The following is an 18000-nucleotide window of genomic DNA, read 5'->3' on the forward strand; positions in this document are numbered from 1 at the left end:
TCCGCAGTGATGCGCACGCTGTGACCAGCTACACCCGCGAGTAGCTCCACGACTGCATGCGGCCGTCGCGGTATGGCATCACGCCGTGGAACGAGCGCGCGTCGCCGTCGAAGACCAGTGGCAGGAAGTTGCGGTCGCCTTCCCACATAGGCAGTTCGTGCAGCTTGTCCAGCGGCACCCATTCCAGCGTGCCCTCCGGATTGCTCGCGTGCGGCGTGCCGCTGAAGCGGGTGATCACGAACACGAAACCGAGCCAGTCCTCGCCGTGCTTGCCGAAGCCGGGCCAGCTGATGGTGCCGCGCAACTGCAGCTCCTCGCAGTCGATACCGGCTTCCTCGTGGATCTCGCGGCGCATGCCGGCGACCACGTCCTCGAGCGGCTCGAGCTTGCCGCCCAGGCCGTTGTACTTGCCGAGCTGGTGGTCATCCGGCCGCGCATTGCGGTGGACCATCAGCACCTGGCGCCCGTCGGGCGAAAGCACGTAGCCCAGGGTGGCCACGATCGGGGTGTACGGCATCAGTGTTTCGCCTCGGATTCGGTCCTGAGCTGGGCATCGAGCCTGCCCGCTGCGCGGCTCGCATAGTCGGCGCAGGTGAGCGGTTGCGGGTGCGGCGCACCGGTGTTGCCGGGCGTCCAGCCGCTGGCATCCGGGTGCGGCGTGATCAGCACGTCGCAGGGCAGGGCGCGCACGGTTTCGATGCTGCGCCGGTAGTCGTCGACGATGTGCGGATAGCGCGGATTGCCCGCCAGCCGGTAACCGGGCGCGGACAGGCTGTCGACATAGGCGATGTGCAACGGCTTGCGTTCGCGAACGTCGTCCCAGGTCCAGCTCATGCTGCCCGGGGTATGGCCGGGCGTGAAATGCACCGTGAAGGCGATTCCACCGAGCTCGACCGTTTCGCCGTCCATCACCAGGCGGTCGGCGTGCACCGGCGGGAACAGCATGTCGTCGCCGAAGTGCAGGTCGGCGCTGCCGCCGCGCGCCAGCAGTGCAGCCGATTCGGCATTGCTGATCACGCGCGCACCAGTCGCGCGCTGGATCGCGGCGAGCGGGCCGGCGTGGTCGACATGGGCGTGGCTGTGCAGGATCAGCTTGAGGTCGGATGGGGCGACGCCGAGCTCGCGCATGTGCGCCAGGATCATGTCGGCGGCCTGCGGCATGCCGCCGTCGATCAGCACGGCGCCGGCGTCGGTCTTCACCAGCAGCGCGCTCAGGCCGGCCGTGCCGATGTACCAGGTGTGCTCGCCGATGCGGAACGGCGCGACCGGCTGGCGCCATTCGTCGGAGGATTCGTAAGCGTGCGACGGCGGCAGGACCGCCTCGGGCTGCTTGGCCGGGGCGGCGAACAGGGGAGCGGAGGCCGCGAGCAGAATCGCGGAAGCGACAGTGGAGATTCGCAGCAGGGGCATCGGCGACGGCTCGCGTGGGGGCGCACAGTTTCGGCGATTTCGACCCTGCCGATATGTGCCGGTGTTCACCCCGTGGTTGCGCGGGCGGCGATCACACGCGCGGCAGCGTGCTGCGCCGGTAGACCAGTCGCACCGCAAGCAACGCCGCCGGGATCGGCAGTACCAGGCCGGCGACCGCCAGCCAGGTCGGATGCGGGAACTTGAGGATCATCGCCAGCACCGCCGAGATCACCACCAGCGCGACCAGCAGCGCGGCGGCGGTCTGGTGGCGCGCGATCTTCGCCGCGACGAGGGCGCCAGTGAACGTGCCCAGCACCCAGGCCACGAGCACGGTGGCCTTGGCGCCGAACGGCATCTGCGCGACGAACGCGGCGAATGCGGCCTCGTTGGCCGGGTCGGTGATGTCCAGGCCCAGCGGCGGCGGATAGGCCGCGTGGCCGATCAGTTCCACCAGCAGGATCACCGCCACGGCAACCACGGCGCCGACCAGCATGCCCAGAATCGTCCGTCCCATTGTGTGCTCCTCGCGTTGCCTGTCCTTGCCAGGCCGCGAGGATCGCCCGCGGGCGCGCATGCTGCAAGCTCACGCGCGCCGCGCATAATCGAGCGCCTGCGGCCGGTGTGTGGCCGTTCCTCCGGAGCCTTGGATGCCTGCTGCCGTTCCACGCCTGCTCGCTTTTGCCGGAAGCCTCCGCCAGGGGTCCTACAACCGGCGCCTGGTCCATGTGCTGGCCGACGGTGCGCGCGCGGCCGGCGCCGAGGTCACGCTGATCGAGTTGCGCGACTATTCGCTGCCGGTCTACGACGGCGACATCGAGGCCGCCGGCATGCCCGATGCGGTGCGCCAGTTGCAGGCGTTGATGGACCGGCACGACGGGTTGCTGATCAGCACGCCGGAGTACAACGGTTCGATGCCGGCGCTGGTCAAGAACACGCTGGACTGGATTTCGCGGCCGACCGACGCCGGCGGGTCCGGCGTCGGGTTGTTCCAGGACAAGGTGGCCGGCATCGTGTCGGCCTCGCCCGGGCCGCTCGGTGGCCTGCGGTCGCTGCTGGTGCTGCGCGACGCGCTTGCCAAACTCGGGTTGCTGGTAGTGCCGCAGCAGGTCGCGGTAGGTCAGGCGGCCGACAAGCTGCCCGACTACGGCATCCTCAACGACGATCGCCTCAGGAACGGTGTGCACGGCGTGGCCAATGCCGTGGTGCGCCACCTGCGCGCGACTCTTTCCGATCCCTCCACCGGAGCTCCGTCATGAGCGGTACACAGCGTGAATTGAACCTGCGTTTCCTCGCCGAGCCGTCCGACGTCAATTACGGTGGCAAGGTCCACGGTGGCGTGGTGATGAAGTGGATCGACCAGGCCGGTTATGCGGCGGCGGTGGGCTGGTCGGGTACCTACAGTGTCACGGTGGCGGTGGGCGGCATCCGTTTCGTGGCGCCGATCCGCATTTCCGACATGGTCACGGTGCACACCAAGCTGGTGCACACGGGCACGACCAGCATGCATTTCGCGGTCGACGTGAAGGCGCGCGATCCGATGCAGGGGCCGGAGGAGGATCGTCTGTGCACGCATTGCGTGATTGTCTTCGTTGCGCTCGACGGGGCCGACGGCAAGCCGACGCCGGTGCCGACCTGGAATCCTGTCAACGATGTCGATCGCCATCTGGGCGAGTACGCGCTCAAGGTGATGGAGTTGAGCAAGGGCATCGAGGCGACGATGAATGAGTTGAGCAAGGCGGCCCAGGTGGTCTGAGTTGCCGGGCTGCGTCTGGCGTCTGGTGTTTGGTGTTTGGCGTTTTGGCGTTGGCGGGATGAGTCTTCCGAGGGGCGTTGCCCGCCGGGTCGGGGACTGCTCCGCCCCTTAATCGGACATCCATGTCCGATGCGGGGCGCGGGACATCCATGTCCCGCTGCTACGCAATCCCCGACCCGGCGGACAACGCTCCAGCTGTTCCGTGCCCGGTCTTCGTCCGAAAGCCGTCATTACCGCGAAGGCGGGGATCCATGGACGTTGCTCGGGGTGGCCGAAGGCGCCAATGAAAAAGGCCGCCCTGGGGCGGCCTTTCGGGAACGGGTGCGGAGGCGGTCAGATGCCGTCGAGGCGGCGGGCCTGCATGAACTTGGCGCTCCAGTAGCCGGTGTCGAGGTTGGAGACCTGGACGTCCTTGCCGCGGCTGGGGGCGTGCACGAAGCGGCCTTCGCCGACGTAGATGCCGACGTGGTCGACGCGGCCGCGGCGGCCGAAGAAGACCAGGTCGCCTGCATTGAGCTTGGCGCGGTCGGTGACCAGTTCGCCGCTCTTGGCCATTTCGCGCGAGACGCGCGGCAGGTCGATGCCCAGGGCGTTGTGGAACACGTAGCCGACCAGGCCGCTGCAGTCGAAGCCCTTGTTGGGGTCGGTACCGCCCCAGACGTACGGGGTGCCGAGCAGGGCCATGGCCCGCTGCAGCACCGAGGCGATCTTGCCCTGCTGGGCCGGCGGCACGTTGGCGGCGGCGTCGGCGGAGCCCGGGGCCAGCAGACGGTTGAGGTCGGTTGCCAGCAGCAGGGCGCGGTCGGACAGGCTCATCGCCTCCGGCAGCATCGTGCTGGTGGCAGCGGCCGGGCCATCGGCGGAGTCTGCGGCCAGCGACGACGACGGCATCTGCTGGGCCAGCGCCGGCACGGCCAGCAGGGCCAGTGCGGCGGCGAGGAAGAATCGAACACCCACCCGGAACGGGCGGCGGGGGTTTACGGCGGCTTGGCCGGGGCGGAGCGGGTTGGGCGTCACGCGGTCATCACGAAGTCGTCGACCGGGCGATCATGCCTGTGAAACAGGTGGATTGGGTTCAGATTTCGTTAAAAATACATTAACGGGCGGGCGGGTTGTCACAAATCATGCCACCGCTAACTCCAAGTCCCTGTTCAGGAATTTGGTCGAGCCGCCTGATTCAGCACACGCTTGGCGCCGCTGTAATGGTCGCGCCAGTAGCTGCCGTCGAGGGTGTCCAGGCGGACGGTGCCGCCGGTGCTGGGGGCGTGCACGAAGCGACCTTCACCGACGTATATACCGACGTGGCTGACGTTTCCGCCCTGGCCGAAGAACACCAGGTCGCCGGCGGCAAGCCGCTCGGGGACAATGCGCGGGCCCTGGAAGCCGGCCAGCTCGCGCGAAGTCCGCGGCAGGCGCAGGTCGAGCATGTCGCGGTAGACATAGTTGACCAGGCCGCTGCAGTCGAAGCCGCCTTCCGGGGTATTGCCGCCGTAGCGGTAGGGCGTGCCGACCAGGCTGATCGCCCGCATCAGGACCGCGTTGGCCGCCGCCGGGTCCTGCGGCTGCACGACTGGCCAGGTCCGTGCCGGCGGCCGCGACTGGCGCACGACTTCGTGGCTGCCGCCGCAGGCGGCCAGGGCCAGGCACAGGAGCGCAAGGGAGGTCGTGGCCCAGACGGCGCGCGCCCCGCGCAGTGGCGCGGGGGCGGTCTTGCCGGGATAATGCGGCGCTTTCGTCACGGCCATTAGCTTGGCCGTTCATGTTGCCGACGGTCAAGCCGTCGCCGCCCCCTGCCGCCGAACCGTTCCGACTGGCGGCACCCCATGCCGAGCCCCCTTGCAATGAACATCGAGAAAGATCGCGTCGTCCTGTTCCACTACTCCGTCTCCGAGCAGGGCCAGGAGACGCTTGAAAGTTCGGAAGGCCGCGAGCCGCTGGCGATCCTGATCGGCCACGGCAACATCATCCCGGGCCTGGAGAAGGCGATGGAAGGCCACGTCGCCGGCGACAAGTTCAAAGTCGACGTCGCTGCCGTCGACGCCTACGGCGAGCGTCGCGATGGCCTGACCCAGCGCGTGCCGAAGAAGCACTTCCAGGGTGCGCGCCTGGAGCCGGGCATGCAGGCGGTGCTGCCGACCAACTTCGGTCCGCGCGCTGTCACGATCCAGAAGGTCGGCATGAGCGTGGTCGACGTCGACCTCAACCATCCGATGGCCGGCAAGGACCTCCACTTCGCGATCGAGATCGTCGAAGTGCGCGAGGCTTCGACCGAAGAAGTCGAGCACGGCCATGTCCACGGTGAAGGCGGCCACCAGCACTGACCCGCGCTCCCTCACCGGGATGGCAGACGGCTCGCGCAAGCGGGCCGTTTTGTTTTTGCGCTCCTGTGGACAACGTCACTCCGGAGATCGCCGCCCGAGCGTGCTTTAATCGGCCCTTCTCCTGGGGAGGGGTAGCGTCGATGGCAGCAGCACGCACGCACTGGGCGCGCGCAATCGCACTGGCGATGGCACTGGCCGCAACGGCGGTGGCAACCGCCGCAGCGCCGGCAGCGCAAACCGCAACGCCGGCCACCGACGCCACCACACCACTCCCGCCACCTCGCGCAGTCGATGCCGCCGACCTGTCGGCCTACGTCGACGGCATGATCGACGGCTACATGCGCCGCCTGGGCATCGCCGGAGTCACCGTGGCGGTGGTCGACCAGCAGGGCCCGCTCCTGCTTCGCGGCTACGGCATGGCCGCGCAATCGCCACACCGCGAAGTCGACCCCGCGCGGACGCTTTTCCGCGTCGGCTCCGTGTCCAAGACCTTCACCTACCTGGAGGCACTCAAGCTGATCGATGCCGGCAAGCTCTCGCTCGATGCCCCGGTCAACGACTACCTCCCGTCCGACCTGCACCTGCCCGACGACGGCTACCCGCCGGTGCTGGTGCGCCACCTGCTCACCCACAGCGCAGGCTACGAAGACACCGCGCTCGGCCACCTGTTCGCCAGCAAGCCCGAAACCACCCTCAGCCTGCACGACTACCTGCTGCACCACCGTCCGGCACGCGTGCGCGCCCCCGGCACGCATGCGGTCTACTCGAACTACTCCCTGGCGCTGCTCGGCGCCGTGCTGGCAAAGGTCAACGACGTTCCGTTCGAGTCGCTGGCCGAGCGCGACCTGTTCGAACCGATGGGCATGCAGCTCACCACCTTCCGCGAGCCGCTCGGCCAGGGCGACGCGCGCAATGCCGACGCGCGGTTCCAGGGTTTGTGGTCGCAGGGCTTCAAGCGCGAGGGCGGCGGCTACGCCAGCGAACCGTTCGAATACATTGCGCAGATCGCCCCGGCCGGCAGCGTGTCCAGCAACGCCGCCGACATGGCGCGCTACCTGACCATGCTGGTCAACCGCGGCGAGCTCGATGGCCAACGCATCGTGCCTGCCGCGGCTTTCGCGCGCCTGGAAGGCGAGCCGTTGTTCCGCAACGCGCCCGATGCCACCGGCTTCGCCTATGGCTTCTTCCGCAAGCGCTATGGCCAGGTGCAGAGCCTGGAGCATGGCGGCGCGACGATGTACTTCCATTCCAATCTGGTTGCGGTGCCGGAGCTTGGCTTCGGCGTGTTCGTCTCGACCAATACCGACAGCGGCGTGCGCCTGGCCGCGGAGTTGCCGCAACTGCTGCTGCAGCGCTACTTTCCGCGGGCCCGCGACGACGCCCTGCCGTCGCCGCCGAAGGATTTCGCGACCCGCGGCCTGGCCTACGCCGGCAAGTACCTGGGCGAACGCCGCCCGTTCCTCGGTTTCGAGAAACTGCTGCTGGCCAGCGCGGCCACCGTCGCGGTCACCGAAGACGGATACCTGACCCTGACCAGTGGCGAGGAGAGCACGCGCTGGGTCGAAGAGAAGCCGAACGTGTTCCGCGCCGTGCAGGGTCCTGGCCGGCTCGCTTTCCTGGTTGGCCAGGACGGCGCGATTACCGGCTTCGTCAGTCCGGGCGGGCATGACGTTTACGACCGCGCCGGCGCGCTGGACGATTCGCAGCTGCTGATGGCGATGATCGTGCTGTCGGCGCTGACCGCACTGGCGGTGATTGCCGGCGCCTGGATGCGGCGCTGGAAACGCCGCAACGGCGAGGCGATGTCGGCCATGCGCAGTGCGCAATGGCTGTACGCCACCGCCGCGGCGTGGTTGCTGCTGGCGCTGCTGCTGGCGATCGCCGCATTCGGGATCGTCAACGGTGGCAACGCGCTGATGTTCAGTTACCCCGGCGTGCCACTGCGCCTGGCGCTGTGGTGGGCGCTGCCGGTGATGCTGCTGACGGTGGTGTGCATCGTGCAGTTGTGGCCGGCGTGGCGCGCGCGTCACTGGGGTTTCTGGCGCAAGTTGCGGCACACCGGCGCGGTGGCGATCTTCGCCTTCGCTGCCGTGCTGATGTGGTCCTGGAACATGGTTGGCTGGAAACTCTGAGGAGATTGCCCGTGCTGCATCTGAAACCTGTTGCTGCCGCGGCCGCGCTTGCCGTCGCGCTGTCCACGGTCATGCTGTCCACCGTCATGCTGTCCGCCTGCAGCGGCCCGGAACCTGCGCAGGAGGTTGCCCAGTACGACCTGCTGATCCGCAACGGCCAGGTGTTCGATGGCAGCGGTGCGCCGGCCCGGCGGGTCGATGTCGCCGTGCGCGGCGATCGTGTCGTCGCGCTGCTCGCGCCCGGTGCGCCGGCGAAGGCGACGAGGGAGATCGACGCGCATGGTCGCGCCGTCGCGCCGGGCTTCATCAACGTGCTGAGCTGGGCGACCGAATCACTGATCGCCGACGGCCGCGGCCAGAGCGACACACGCCAGGGCGTGACACTGGAGATCTTCGGCGAAGGCTGGTCGATGGGCCCGCTGACGCCGGCAATGAAGACCGAGGCGGTGAAACAGCAGGGCGACATCCGTTACCCGATCGAGTGGACCACGCTCGGTGAGTACCTGGACTATCTGCAGCACCGCGGCATCACCCCGAACGTGGCCTCGTTCGTCGGTGCCGCCACCGTGCGCATCCACGAACTGGGCGAAGCCGATGTCCAGCCCGACGCGCGACAACTGGCGCGCATGCAGGACCAGGTGCGGCTGGCGATGCGCGAGGGCGCGCTCGGTGTCGGCGGTTCGCTGATCTATCCGCCGGGCTTCTACGCGCGCACCGACGAGTTGATCGCGCTGAGCAAGGCCGCGGCCGAATCCGGCGGCGGCTACGTAGCGCACATGCGCAGCGAGGCCAACGGCATGCTCGAAGCGCTGGACGAGACGATCGCGATCGGTCGCGCCAGTGGCCAGCATGTCGAGGTCTACCACTTGAAGGCGGCCGGGCAGGGCAACTGGCCGAAGATGGCGCAGGCGATCGAACGGATCGATGCCGCGCGCGGCCAGGGCGTCGACATCGCCGCCAACATGTATGCCTACACCGCCGGCGCGACCGGCCTGGACGCGAGCCTGCCGCCGTGGGTGCAGGACGGCGGCCACGACGCGATGATCAAGCGACTCAAGGACCCGGCCACGCGCGCGCGCATCATCGACGAGATGAAGCGCAGCGACGGCGACTGGGAGAACCTGCGCCTGCAGGCCGGCTCGCCCGAGCGCGTGCTGTTCATCGGCTTCAAGAGCGACAAGCTCAAGCCGCTGACCGGCCTGACCCTGGCGGATATCGCCAAGCGCCGTGGCACGTCGCCGGAGGACACCGCCATCGACCTGATCGTCGAGGACGATTCGCGCGTGGACACCGCCTACTTCCTGATGAGCGAGGACAATGTCGCGCTCGGCCTGCGCCAGCCGTGGGTAAGCCTGGGCTCGGATGCCGAGTCGTCGGCGCCGGAGGGCGTGTTCCTGAAGTCGAGCACGCATCCGCGCGCCTACGGCAACGTCGCCCGCTTCCTCGGCCACTACGTGCGCGAGCAGAAGCTGATGCCGCTGGAGCAGGCGATCTTCCGCCTGACCGGCCTGCCGGCGCGCAACTGGAAACTCAAGGATCGCGGATGCCTCGCCGTTGGCTGCTTTGCCGACATCGCCGTGTTCGATCCGGCCGCGATCGCTGACCATTCCACGTACGACAAGCCGCAGCAGTACGCCACCGGCGTCAGCGACGTGTTCGTCAACGGCGTGCAGGTGCTCAGCGGCGGCGAACACACCGGCGCCAAGCCGGGACGCGTGGTTCGCGGTCCGGGCTGGAAGGGCACTGCACCGGCCCAGCCATGAGCCTTCCCAAGCGACTAAACTTGCCCCCATGGAACAACGCGAAGATGTCCTGATCGTCGGCGCAGGCGTGATCGGCCTGGCCTGCGCCGTGGCCCTGCTCGAAGCCGGTCGCAGCGTGCGGGTGATCGATGCCGGTCGCATCGGCGGCGGCAGCTCGCACGGCAACTGCGGCACCATCACCCCCAGCCATGCGCCGCCGCTGGCTGCGCCCGGCGTGGTGTTGAAGGCATTGCGCTGGATGCTGACGCCCGACGCGCCGCTGTACGTGCCGCCGCGCTTCGATCCGCGCCTGTGGACCTGGCTGCTGCGGTTCGCCCTGCGCTGCAACGAGCGCGACTGGCGCGCCAGCGCGGTGGCCAAGTCGGCCATCCTCAACGATTCGCGCGCGCGCCTGCCGCACTGGGTGGAGAACTACGAACTGGCCTGCGAGTTCGCCCCGTCCGGCGAGGATTACATCTTCCGCACCCAGGACTATTTCGAACACACCCAGGACGAAGTCGGCTTCCTGCGCGAGCTGGGCGTGTCGGTCGATGTCGTCGATGGCCGCGCCTACGAGGCGATGGAGCCGGCGCTCAAGCCCGGCCTGGCCGGGGCAATCCGCTTCAACGGCGACGCCGTGCTGCGCCCGGACCGCTACGTTGCCGAACTGGCGCGGGTGGTGCGGGCACGCGGCGGCACCGTCGTCGAGGACTGCGCGTTCATCGGTGCCGAACCGGAGCAGGGCGGCGTGCGCGTCACCACCGCACACGGCCGCGTCCTGGCGGGCGACGTCGTCATGGCGCTGGGCGCGTGGTCGCCGAAGCTGGCCGACGAGATTGGCGCGCCGTCGCTGAAACGCACGATGCAGCCCGGCAAGGGCTACTCGATCACCTATTCGTCGCCGGCCCTGGTACCCAAGCGGCCGCTGGTGCTGCGCGAGCGCCAGGTTTGCGTGACCGCCTGGGGCAGCGGCTATCGCCTCGGCAGCACGATGGAGTTCAGCGGCTACGACGACAGCCTCAATCCGCGCCGCCTGGCCGCGCTCGAGCGCGGTGCCGGCGAATACCTGCACGAGCCGGTCGGCGCGCAGAAGCAGGAGCAATGGTTCGGCTGGCGGCCGATGAGCTGCGACGACGTGCCGATCATCGGCCGCGTGCCGCGCCGCGATCACATCTGGTTGGCGACCGGTCACGGCATGATGGGCGTCAGCATGAGCGCGGCGACCGGCCAGCTGGTCGCCGACCTGATTTCCGGGCGCACGCCGGAGATCGACCCCACGCCCTACCGCATCGAGCGATTCGGATGAATGCCAAGCCAGCCACCAGCGAATTCGACCTCATCGTGATCGGGGGCGGTTCGGGTGGACTGGCCGGTGCCTTCCGCGCGGCCGAGCACGGCGCGCGCGTGGCCCTGCTCGAGCCGCACCTGCTCGGCGGCACCTGCGTCAATGTCGGCTGCGTACCGAAAAAGGCGATGTGGCTGGCCGCGGACGTGGCCGCCAGGCTGCAACTTGCACCGACCCTGGGATTCCCGGTGCAGCCGGCGCCGCTGGACTGGCCCGAGTTCATCGTCCACCGCGAGCGCTACATCGAAAACATCCACGCCAGCTACCGGCGCCGCCTCGACGCGGCCGGGATCGTGCTGGCGCCGATGCGCGCGCACCTGGTCGACGCACGCACCATCGAATGCGAAAACGGCGCGCGCTTGCGCGCAAGGCACCTGCTGATCGCCACCGGCGGCCGGCCAGAACGCCCTGGCATCCCGGGCGCCGCGCTGGGCGGCGTCTCCGACGATTTCTTCCAGTGGCGCGCCGCACCAGAACGCGTGGCGATGGTGGGGGGCGGCTACATCGCCGTGGAGCTGGCCGGCGTGCTGCAGGCGCTCGGCAGCCGTGTCGAGATGTTCGTGCGCGGCCCGCGCCTGCTCAGGGAGTTCGATCACGAAGTGGCCGCGCAATTGGCCGAGGACTATCGCCAGTCGGGCGTGCGCCTGCATTTCGATCATCGGCTGGTCGCGGTCGAGGCCGATGGCGCGGGCGCGGCGGCCGGCGTGCGCCTGCGCGGCGCCGACGGCAGCGTCAGCGATCGCTTCGATGCGCTGCTGTTCGCCACCGGACGCCGTCCCAACAGCGTCGGCATGGGCCTGGAGGCCGTCGGCGTCGCCACCGATGCCGATGGTTGCATCGTGGTCAACGAGCGTCACGAGACCAGCGTCGAAGGCATCTACGCCGTCGGCGACATCACCGCCAACGCGCAGTTGACGCCGGTCGCCATCGCCGCCGCCCGTCGCCTGATGGATCGCGTCTACGGCGGCAGCCAGGCCGTGCTGGACCAGCGCGACATCCCGACGGTGGTGTTCTCCCACCCGCCCATCGGCCAGGTCGGCCTGACCGAAGCGCAGGCGCGCGCCGAGCACGGCGATGCGGCAGTGCACGTCTATCGCGCCGAGTTCCGGCCGATGCTGTTCGCATTGGCCGACGTGCCGCATCGCAGCCTGTTCAAGCTGGTCTGCATCGGCGAAGAGCGGCGCGTGGTGGGCATCCACCTGATGGGCGAAGCCGCCGACGAGATCCTGCAGGGCTTCGCGGTCGCGCTCAGGCGCGGCATCACCCTGCAGGACCTGCGCGATACCGTGGCGATCCACCCGACCAGCGCCGAGGAAGTGGTGTTGATGCGCTGACGCGCCGCCACCATGTGTCCCGGACGAGCCCAGGAAACACCGCAATGAGCACCGACATCTACACCCTGCACCGCGGCACCGCGCCGCTGCTGGTCAGCCTGCCGCACGACGGCAGCCACATTCCGCAGGAACTGGCCGCACGCATGACCGCGCGTGCACGGATCGCGCCCGATACCGACTGGCACGTCTCGACCCTGTACGACTTCGCCCGCGAGCTTGGCGCGTCGATCATCGTGCCGCGCCATTCGCGTTACGTCGTCGACCTCAACCGCCCGCCCGACGACACCTCGCTGTACCCGGGCCAGAACACCACCGGCCTGTGCCCGGCGGTGCAGTTCAGCGGCGAGCCGGTGTACCTGGAAGGACAGGCGCCGTCGCCGGACGAAGTGGCGCAGCGCGTGGAAACCTACTGGCGCCCCTACCACGAAGCCTTGCGCGCAGAGCTCGACCGCATCCAGGGACAGCACGGCCACGCGGTGCTGTGGGAAGGGCATTCGATCCGCGGCAGCGACCTGCCGTTCCTGTTCGAAGGGCGGCTGCCCGACCTCAACCTCGGCACCTCCGCCGGTGCCAGCTGCGCGCCGGCCCTGCAGCACCGTCTCGAGGCCGTGCTGTCGGCGCAGGACGAGTACGACTTCGTCGTCAACGGCCGGTTCAAGGGTGGCTACATCACCCGCCACTACGGCCAGCCGCAGCGTGGCATCGACGCGGTGCAACTGGAAATCAGCCAGCGCAACTACATGGACGAAGACAGTTTCGCCTATGACGCCACCAAGGCCGGGCACCTGCGCAAGGTGATCTCGGCGCTGTTGCAGGCCACGTTGAAGTCGTGAAGGCCGCGGCGTGACCGTTGCCGTCGCGTTGCCGCCGTTGCCGCCGGCACAGGCGCGCGCCCTGCATCTTGCCGCGCAGGGCCTGGCCACCCGCCCGCGCCGGCGCGCCGGCAAGGCCGATCTGCTGGCGGCGATCGCGCGCATGCAGTTGCTGCAGATCGACACCATCCACGTCGTCGCGCGCAGTCCTTATCTGGTGTTGTTTTCGCGCGTTGGGGACTATCCCGCGGTGTGGCTGGAGGAATTGCTGGCGCAGCGCGACATCTTCGAGCTGTGGGCGCACGAGGCGTGTTTCGCTCCGATCGCCGATTACACGCTGATGCGCAGCGCGATCGAGCACCGCGACCACCATTGGGCCATCCGTAGCGCCCGCAGGACGCACGAGGCGCATGTCGCCGACATCGCCGGCCTGCTCGATCACGTTCGCAGCCACGGCGCGGTCAAGGCGGCCGATTTCGAGCGCGAGGACGGCACGGGCGGCGGCTGGTGGGAGTGGAAGAACGAAAAGCGCTGGCTCGAGGCCGCCTTCGCCCTGGGCGGGCTGATGGTCACCCGGCGCGAGAACTTCCATCGCGTCTATGACCTGGCCGAGCGTGTGGTAGGTCAGGTCCAGCCGGACTGGGAGCGCGCGTCGCTGGACACCGCGTTGGCGCGGCGCGAGTTGCTGCTGAAATCGGTACGCGCACTGGGCATCACCCAGGCGCGCTGGATCGCCGACTACTACCGGCTGCGCCCGCGCTTGCGCGATGTCGACCTGGACGGCCTGGTGGAGGAGGGCGCGTTGCTGCGCGTCGAGGTCAAGGGCTGGCAGGCGCCCGGCTATGTCCACCCGGATCTGGCGCCGCAACTGGCGCTGGCCCGCGCCGGCAAGTTGCGCCCCAGCCACACCACGCTGCTGTCGCCATTCGACCCTGTAGTCTGGGATCGCGAGCGGGTCAGCGAGTTCTTCGGCTTCGACTACACGCTGGAGTGCTACACGCCCGAACCCAGGCGTCGCTATGGCTACTTCGTGCTGCCGATCCTGGTGCGTGGACGGCTGGTTGGCCGGCTGGATGCGAAAGCGCATCGCCGGGACGGCACGTTCGAAGTGAAGGCGCTTTACCTTGAGGAAGGCGTCGTGGCCGACGACGCGCTGGCCGCAGACATCGCCCGCGCCATCGACAATTGCGCGCGCTGGCACGGCACACCGAAGGTCCAGTTGCTGCGCTGCCGGCCGGCCTCGTTCGCCAGATTGCTCAAGGCCAGTCTTGCCGCGCTGCGCTGATCACTGCGAGAAGGGCAAAGGCACCGCCCGGCTTGCGGGCGGTGCCATGAGGCTCAGCGCAGCTTGAAGGCGACGATCCGCTTGGCCGGAGCCGAGGGGTCACCGGCGAGCAGGTACAAGGTGCGGCTCGCCGAAATCACCGCGCTGCCAGCGTCCGGGTAACTCCATACGGTCTGCAGGGTGGCCCGGTCGACCGCGTACGTGTATCCGGTTCCCGAGAACGAGGCCGTGCTCACGATCACCAGGTTGCGGGTGGCGACGATATTGCTGCTGGAGTATTCCTGTGCATCGGCGGCCGGTGGGCTCCAGGTGCCCACGACGTTGCCCGTCGCCTCATCGATTGCATCCATGACCGGCACCGAAGTGCCTCCCCGACGAATTGCATAGATCACGCCCGGAGCCACGGCAAACAGTGTGCGATAGGAGGCCTGCGTGGACCACTGCCATTGGCGCGCGGCAATGTTGAAGCTGGTAAGCCGCCACGCATTTGCCCCGTTGTTGTACGAATTCACGATCACGTTGCCGCGGGAGCCAAGTACCGGTACCGCCGTGTTGGGTTGGTCGGTCCCGGCCGAAGACGGATCCGCCACTGAGGCAACGGAGGTGCCCGTGGCGCGATCCAGGATGTTCAACGCATGGCTGCCGAAGTAATACACGAGGCCCTGGTCTACCGCAGGCGTGGTGGGCACGCTGCCGACACGCGGCTGCGCCCATTGCTGCGCACCGGTAAGGGCGTTGGCGGCGTGTATCTCGCTGCCATTGGCGCCGGCGATGAAATAGGCGTTGCCCCCGAAAAGGGTTGGCGCTATGAACTGCGGAGACGGCAGCACCGTTTGTGTGTAGTTGAAACGCACACTGCCGTTATTGGCGTCGATCGCGGTGAAATGCGTACTACTGTTGGGCGTAGGGATATAGATCAGGCCGCCCGCAGCCGCGGGCGCTCCCACGGTGTTTCCGGGCAGCCGGTAGGTCCACTTCACGCTGCCCGTGTGTTCGTCCAGTGCAAACGCCGAGATCGCGTAGCTGCTGTCGTTGACATCGAGGTTGCCGGCGACGAGATACGCCGCGCCCGGTCCCGTTGCCGGCCTCAGGACGAAGGAGCTCGCCGCGGTGGCGTCCTGCGGGAACGTCCATTCCCACGCCTTGGCGAAGCGTGTCGGATCCAGCTGGATCGGCACGTAGCCATTGTGGGTGGCATCGCGCTGGACGGTCTCCCATTCGCCCACCGCGGTGACCTGCAGCCGATAGTCGAGGCTGGCGGTCGCGTTGGAATACATCTGCGCGCAAGCCTCGTCCTTGCACGCGCGGACCGTCAGCGTGCCGTTGCGGTCACCGGCCTGGACGTTGCTGATCGCGTTCAAGGCGTAGTGGAACGTATTGTTCGCCGGCGCGGCCTGGACTGGCGGCAGCGCAAACGTGCCGCCGCTGTCGGTGACCTGCAGGTACACGGCGGCCGCGCCCAGGTTGCTGCTGCTCCACGTCCCGTCCAGCGCCATGCTGAAGGCATCGCCGTAGTCGATGGTCTGCGACACCGGCGCCGAACTCACTGCCACCGTTATCGTCGCGGTTGGAGCCGGTGCTGCAGGAGCGGGCGCTCCCGAACCAGTCTTGCCTTTGCCACCGCCACCGCCGCCACAGGCGGCAAGGAACATGGCGACGCACAGCGCCGCCACAACGTGCTGCTTCCTCATCACAAGCCTCTCCCCAGAGCTGTGTGGAACTTCCCCTGTTACCGCCTGGCCACGAGTCCAGGCGGGTACCGCGCGCGGAGCGCGCGCGCACCCCGCTCACATCAAAAAATGGTCGAGCGTCAGACCTCCAGCGTCGCCAGGTCGCCCTTGGTTTCCAGCCACTGCTTGCGGTCGCCGGCGCGCTTCTTGGCCAGCAGCATGTCCATCAGCGAGTGGGTTTCCACGTCGTCGTCGACGGTCAGCTGGACCAGGCGGCGCGTGTCGGGATGGATGGTCGACTCGCGCAGCTGCGACGGGTTCATCTCGCCCAGGCCCTTGAAGCGGGTGGTGTTGACCTGGCCGCTGAAGCCCTTCTTGCGGTCGCCCTTCTCGCGCTCGATCTTCTCCAGCAGGATCCGCTTCTCTTCCTCGTCAAGCGCGTAGAACACCTGCTTGCCCACGTCGACGCGGAACAGCGGCGGCATCGCCACGAACACGTGCCCGGCCGAGACCAGCGACGGGAAGTGCCTGAGGAACAACGCCGTCAGCAGCGTGGCGATGTGCAGGCCGTCGGAGTCGGCGTCGGCGAGGATGATGACCTTGCCGTAGCGCAGGCCCGACAGGTCGTCCTTGCCCGGGTCGCAACCAATCGCGACGGCGAGGTCATGCACTTCCTGCGATGCCAGCACGCTGCCCGAGGCGACTTCCCAGGTGTTGAGGATCTTGCCGCGCAGCGGCAGGATCGCCTGGAAGTCCTTGTCTCGGGCCTGGCGCGCGCTGCCACCGGCCGAATCGCCTTCGACCAGGAACAGTTCGGTACGCGACAGGTCCTGGCTGCTGCAGTCGGCCAGCTTGCCGGGCAGGGCAGGGCCCTGGGTGATCTTCTTGCGGATGACCTGCTTCTCGGTCTTCAGGCGCGCGCTCGCGCGCTCGATCGCCAGTTGCGCGATCCGCTCGCCCATCTCGGTGTGCTGGTTGAGCCACAGCGAGAACGCATCGTGCGCGGCGCCCTCGACGAAGCCGGCCGCCTGGCGCGAGGACAACCGCTCCTTGGTCTGGCCACTGAACTGCGGGTCGGTCATCTTGATGCTGAGCACGAAGGCGACGCGGTCCCACACATCTTCCGGCGCCAGCTTGACGCCGCGCGGCAGCAGGTTGCGGAAGTCGCAGAACTCGCGCAGCGCATCGGTGAAGCCGGTGCGCAGGCCATTGACGTGGGTGCCGTGCTGCGCCGTCGGGATCAGGTTGACGTAGCTTTCCTGCACCAGCTCGCCGTCGGGAACCCACGCCACCGCCCAGTCGGCGGTCTCGGTGTCCTTGGTCAGCTTGCCGACGAACAGGTCCGGCGGCAGCAGCTCGCGTTCACTGAGTTCGCCACGCAGATAGTCGCGCAGGCCATCCTCGTAGTACCACTCGTTGCGCTCGTCGCTGGCCTCATCAAACAGGCGCACGGTCAGGCCCGGGCACAGCACGGCCTTGGCGCGCAGCAGGTGGCGCAGCGAGCGCAGGTTGAACTTGGGCGTGTCGAAGTACTTCGGGTCGGGCCAGAAGTGCACGCGCGTGCCGGTGTTCTTCTTGCCGACGGTGCCGATCACTTCCAGCGGCGTGGCGCGGTCGCCGTTGTTGAACGTCATCCGGTATTCGTTGCCGTCGCGCTTGATGCGCACATCGACCAGGGTCGACAGCGCATTGACCACGCTGACGCCGACGCCGTGCAGGCCGCCGGAGAAGGTGTAGTTCTTGTTGCTGAACTTGCCGCCGGCGTGGAGGCGCGTGAGGATCAGCTCCACGCCCGGGATCTTCTCCTCGGGGTGGATGTCCACCGGCATGCCGCGGCCGTCGTCGCCGACCGAGCAGCTGCCGTCGCTGTGCAGGGTGACGTCGATGAAGCGGGCGTGGCCGGCGAGCGCCTCGTCGACCGCGTTGTCGATGACTTCCTGCGCCAGGTGGTTCGGGCGCGTGGTGTCGGTGTACATGCCGGGCCGGCGCTTGACGGGATCCAGGCCGGACAGGACTTCGATATCAGCTGCGTTGTAACGGGAACTCATTCTGGGCACGACAGCGCGGGGGACAGGAGCGGGGATGGTCGGCGTGTGGCGACGGAAATTCAACCGCGCGCTCCGGCCCGCGACGTGCGCCCTTGAAGCGTCAGGGTTCCGGCCGCACATCGGGAGGGTGCCGCGACGGCGTCCAGGC

General features: G+C 68.3%; 16 protein-coding genes. 9 read left to right on the plus strand and 7 right to left on the minus strand.

All coding sequences use genetic code 11. The features are described 5' to 3' along the window. Positions 1 to 28: 28 nt before the first annotated feature. The 3 genes from AC1DER_RS15315 to AC1DER_RS15325 form a co-directional block, all read right to left on the minus strand. Positions 29 to 517, minus strand: a complete 489-nt coding sequence (locus AC1DER_RS15315) for an NUDIX hydrolase (RefSeq protein ID WP_441817463.1) — start codon at positions 515 to 517, stop codon at positions 29 to 31. Further along, a complete protein-coding gene (gene bla, locus AC1DER_RS15320; protein WP_477246381.1) occupies positions 517 to 1410 on the minus strand; it encodes a subclass B3 metallo-beta-lactamase in 894 nt (297 codons plus the stop codon). The genes AC1DER_RS15315 and bla overlap by 1 nt, the downstream gene beginning before the upstream one ends. A gap of 91 nt (positions 1411 to 1501) precedes the next feature. Further along, entirely contained in the window at positions 1502 to 1924 is a 423-nt protein-coding gene (locus AC1DER_RS15325) for a hypothetical protein (protein WP_477246379.1), read from the minus strand. Positions 1925 to 2057: 133 nt separating this feature from the next. On the opposite strand from AC1DER_RS15325, the gene AC1DER_RS15330 reads away from it, so the two are divergent. Together AC1DER_RS15330 and AC1DER_RS15335 are read left to right on the plus strand one after the other, a co-directional pair. Beyond that, positions 2058 to 2666 (plus strand): NADPH-dependent FMN reductase, encoded by a 609-nt coding sequence (locus AC1DER_RS15330; protein ID WP_477246377.1) that lies wholly within the window; start codon positions 2058 to 2060, stop codon positions 2664 to 2666. After that, positions 2663 to 3163, plus strand: coding sequence for an acyl-CoA thioesterase (locus AC1DER_RS15335; RefSeq protein WP_441817459.1), 501 nt, complete (start codon positions 2663 to 2665; stop codon positions 3161 to 3163). The genes AC1DER_RS15330 and AC1DER_RS15335 overlap by 4 nt, the downstream gene beginning before the upstream one ends. 333 nt (positions 3164 to 3496) lie before the next feature. Here AC1DER_RS15335 and AC1DER_RS15340 read toward each other — a convergent pair whose 3' ends face one another. Then, on the minus strand, positions 3497 to 4180 hold the full coding sequence (locus AC1DER_RS15340; protein WP_477246375.1) for a C40 family peptidase: 684 nt from the start codon (positions 4178 to 4180) through the stop codon (positions 3497 to 3499). 134 nt (positions 4181 to 4314) lie between these two features. Next, positions 4315 to 4908: a C40 family peptidase gene (locus AC1DER_RS15345; RefSeq protein WP_477246373.1), complete on the minus strand. Its 594-nt coding sequence runs from the start codon at positions 4906 to 4908 to the stop codon at positions 4315 to 4317. Between the two features lie 96 nt (positions 4909 to 5004). Here AC1DER_RS15345 and AC1DER_RS15350 point away from each other — a divergent pair, with 96 nt between their 5' ends. From AC1DER_RS15350 to AC1DER_RS15380, 7 genes are all read left to right on the plus strand, one after another. Then, on the plus strand, positions 5005 to 5484 hold the full coding sequence (locus AC1DER_RS15350) for an FKBP-type peptidyl-prolyl cis-trans isomerase (RefSeq protein ID WP_477246371.1): 480 nt from the start codon (positions 5005 to 5007) through the stop codon (positions 5482 to 5484). 140 nt (positions 5485 to 5624) lie between these two features. After that, positions 5625 to 7616, plus strand: a complete 1992-nt coding sequence (locus AC1DER_RS15355) for a serine hydrolase domain-containing protein (protein ID WP_477246369.1) — start codon at positions 5625 to 5627, stop codon at positions 7614 to 7616. Positions 7617 to 7627: 11 nt separating this feature from the next. Next, the gene (locus tag AC1DER_RS15360) at positions 7628 to 9379 is read left to right on the plus strand and encodes an N-acyl-D-amino-acid deacylase family protein (protein ID WP_477246367.1); all 1752 of its coding nucleotides are present in this window, start codon (positions 7628 to 7630) and stop codon (positions 9377 to 9379) included. A gap of 28 nt (positions 9380 to 9407) precedes the next feature. Then, a complete protein-coding gene (locus AC1DER_RS15365; RefSeq protein ID WP_477246365.1) occupies positions 9408 to 10664 on the plus strand; it encodes an NAD(P)/FAD-dependent oxidoreductase in 1257 nt (418 codons plus the stop codon). Further along, the gene (gorA, locus tag AC1DER_RS15370) at positions 10661 to 12037 is read left to right on the plus strand and encodes a glutathione-disulfide reductase (RefSeq protein WP_477246363.1); all 1377 of its coding nucleotides are present in this window, start codon (positions 10661 to 10663) and stop codon (positions 12035 to 12037) included. Before AC1DER_RS15365 ends, gorA begins: the two co-directional genes overlap by 4 nt. Positions 12038 to 12081: 44 nt before the next feature. Further along, positions 12082 to 12870, plus strand: a complete 789-nt coding sequence (gene hutG / locus AC1DER_RS15375) for an N-formylglutamate deformylase (RefSeq protein WP_477246361.1) — start codon at positions 12082 to 12084, stop codon at positions 12868 to 12870. A gap of 10 nt (positions 12871 to 12880) precedes the next feature. Then, positions 12881 to 14134 carry a winged helix-turn-helix domain-containing protein gene (locus AC1DER_RS15380; RefSeq protein WP_477246359.1) on the plus strand — a complete coding sequence of 418 codons (1254 nt, stop codon included), beginning with the start codon at positions 12881 to 12883 and terminating at the stop codon, positions 14132 to 14134. Positions 14135 to 14187: 53 nt separating this feature from the next. Here AC1DER_RS15380 and AC1DER_RS15385 read toward each other — a convergent pair whose 3' ends face one another. Both AC1DER_RS15385 and parE read right to left on the minus strand, forming a co-directional pair. After that, positions 14188 to 15786 (minus strand): outer membrane protein assembly factor BamB family protein, encoded by a 1599-nt coding sequence (locus tag AC1DER_RS15385; protein WP_477246357.1) that lies wholly within the window; start codon positions 15784 to 15786, stop codon positions 14188 to 14190. 158 nt (positions 15787 to 15944) lie between these two features. Next, a complete protein-coding gene (parE, locus tag AC1DER_RS15390; RefSeq protein WP_477246355.1) occupies positions 15945 to 17852 on the minus strand; it encodes a DNA topoisomerase IV subunit B in 1908 nt (635 codons plus the stop codon). Between the last annotated feature and the right edge of the window lie 148 nt (positions 17853 to 18000).

The organism is Lysobacter sp. 05T417, from assembly GCF_056396405.1.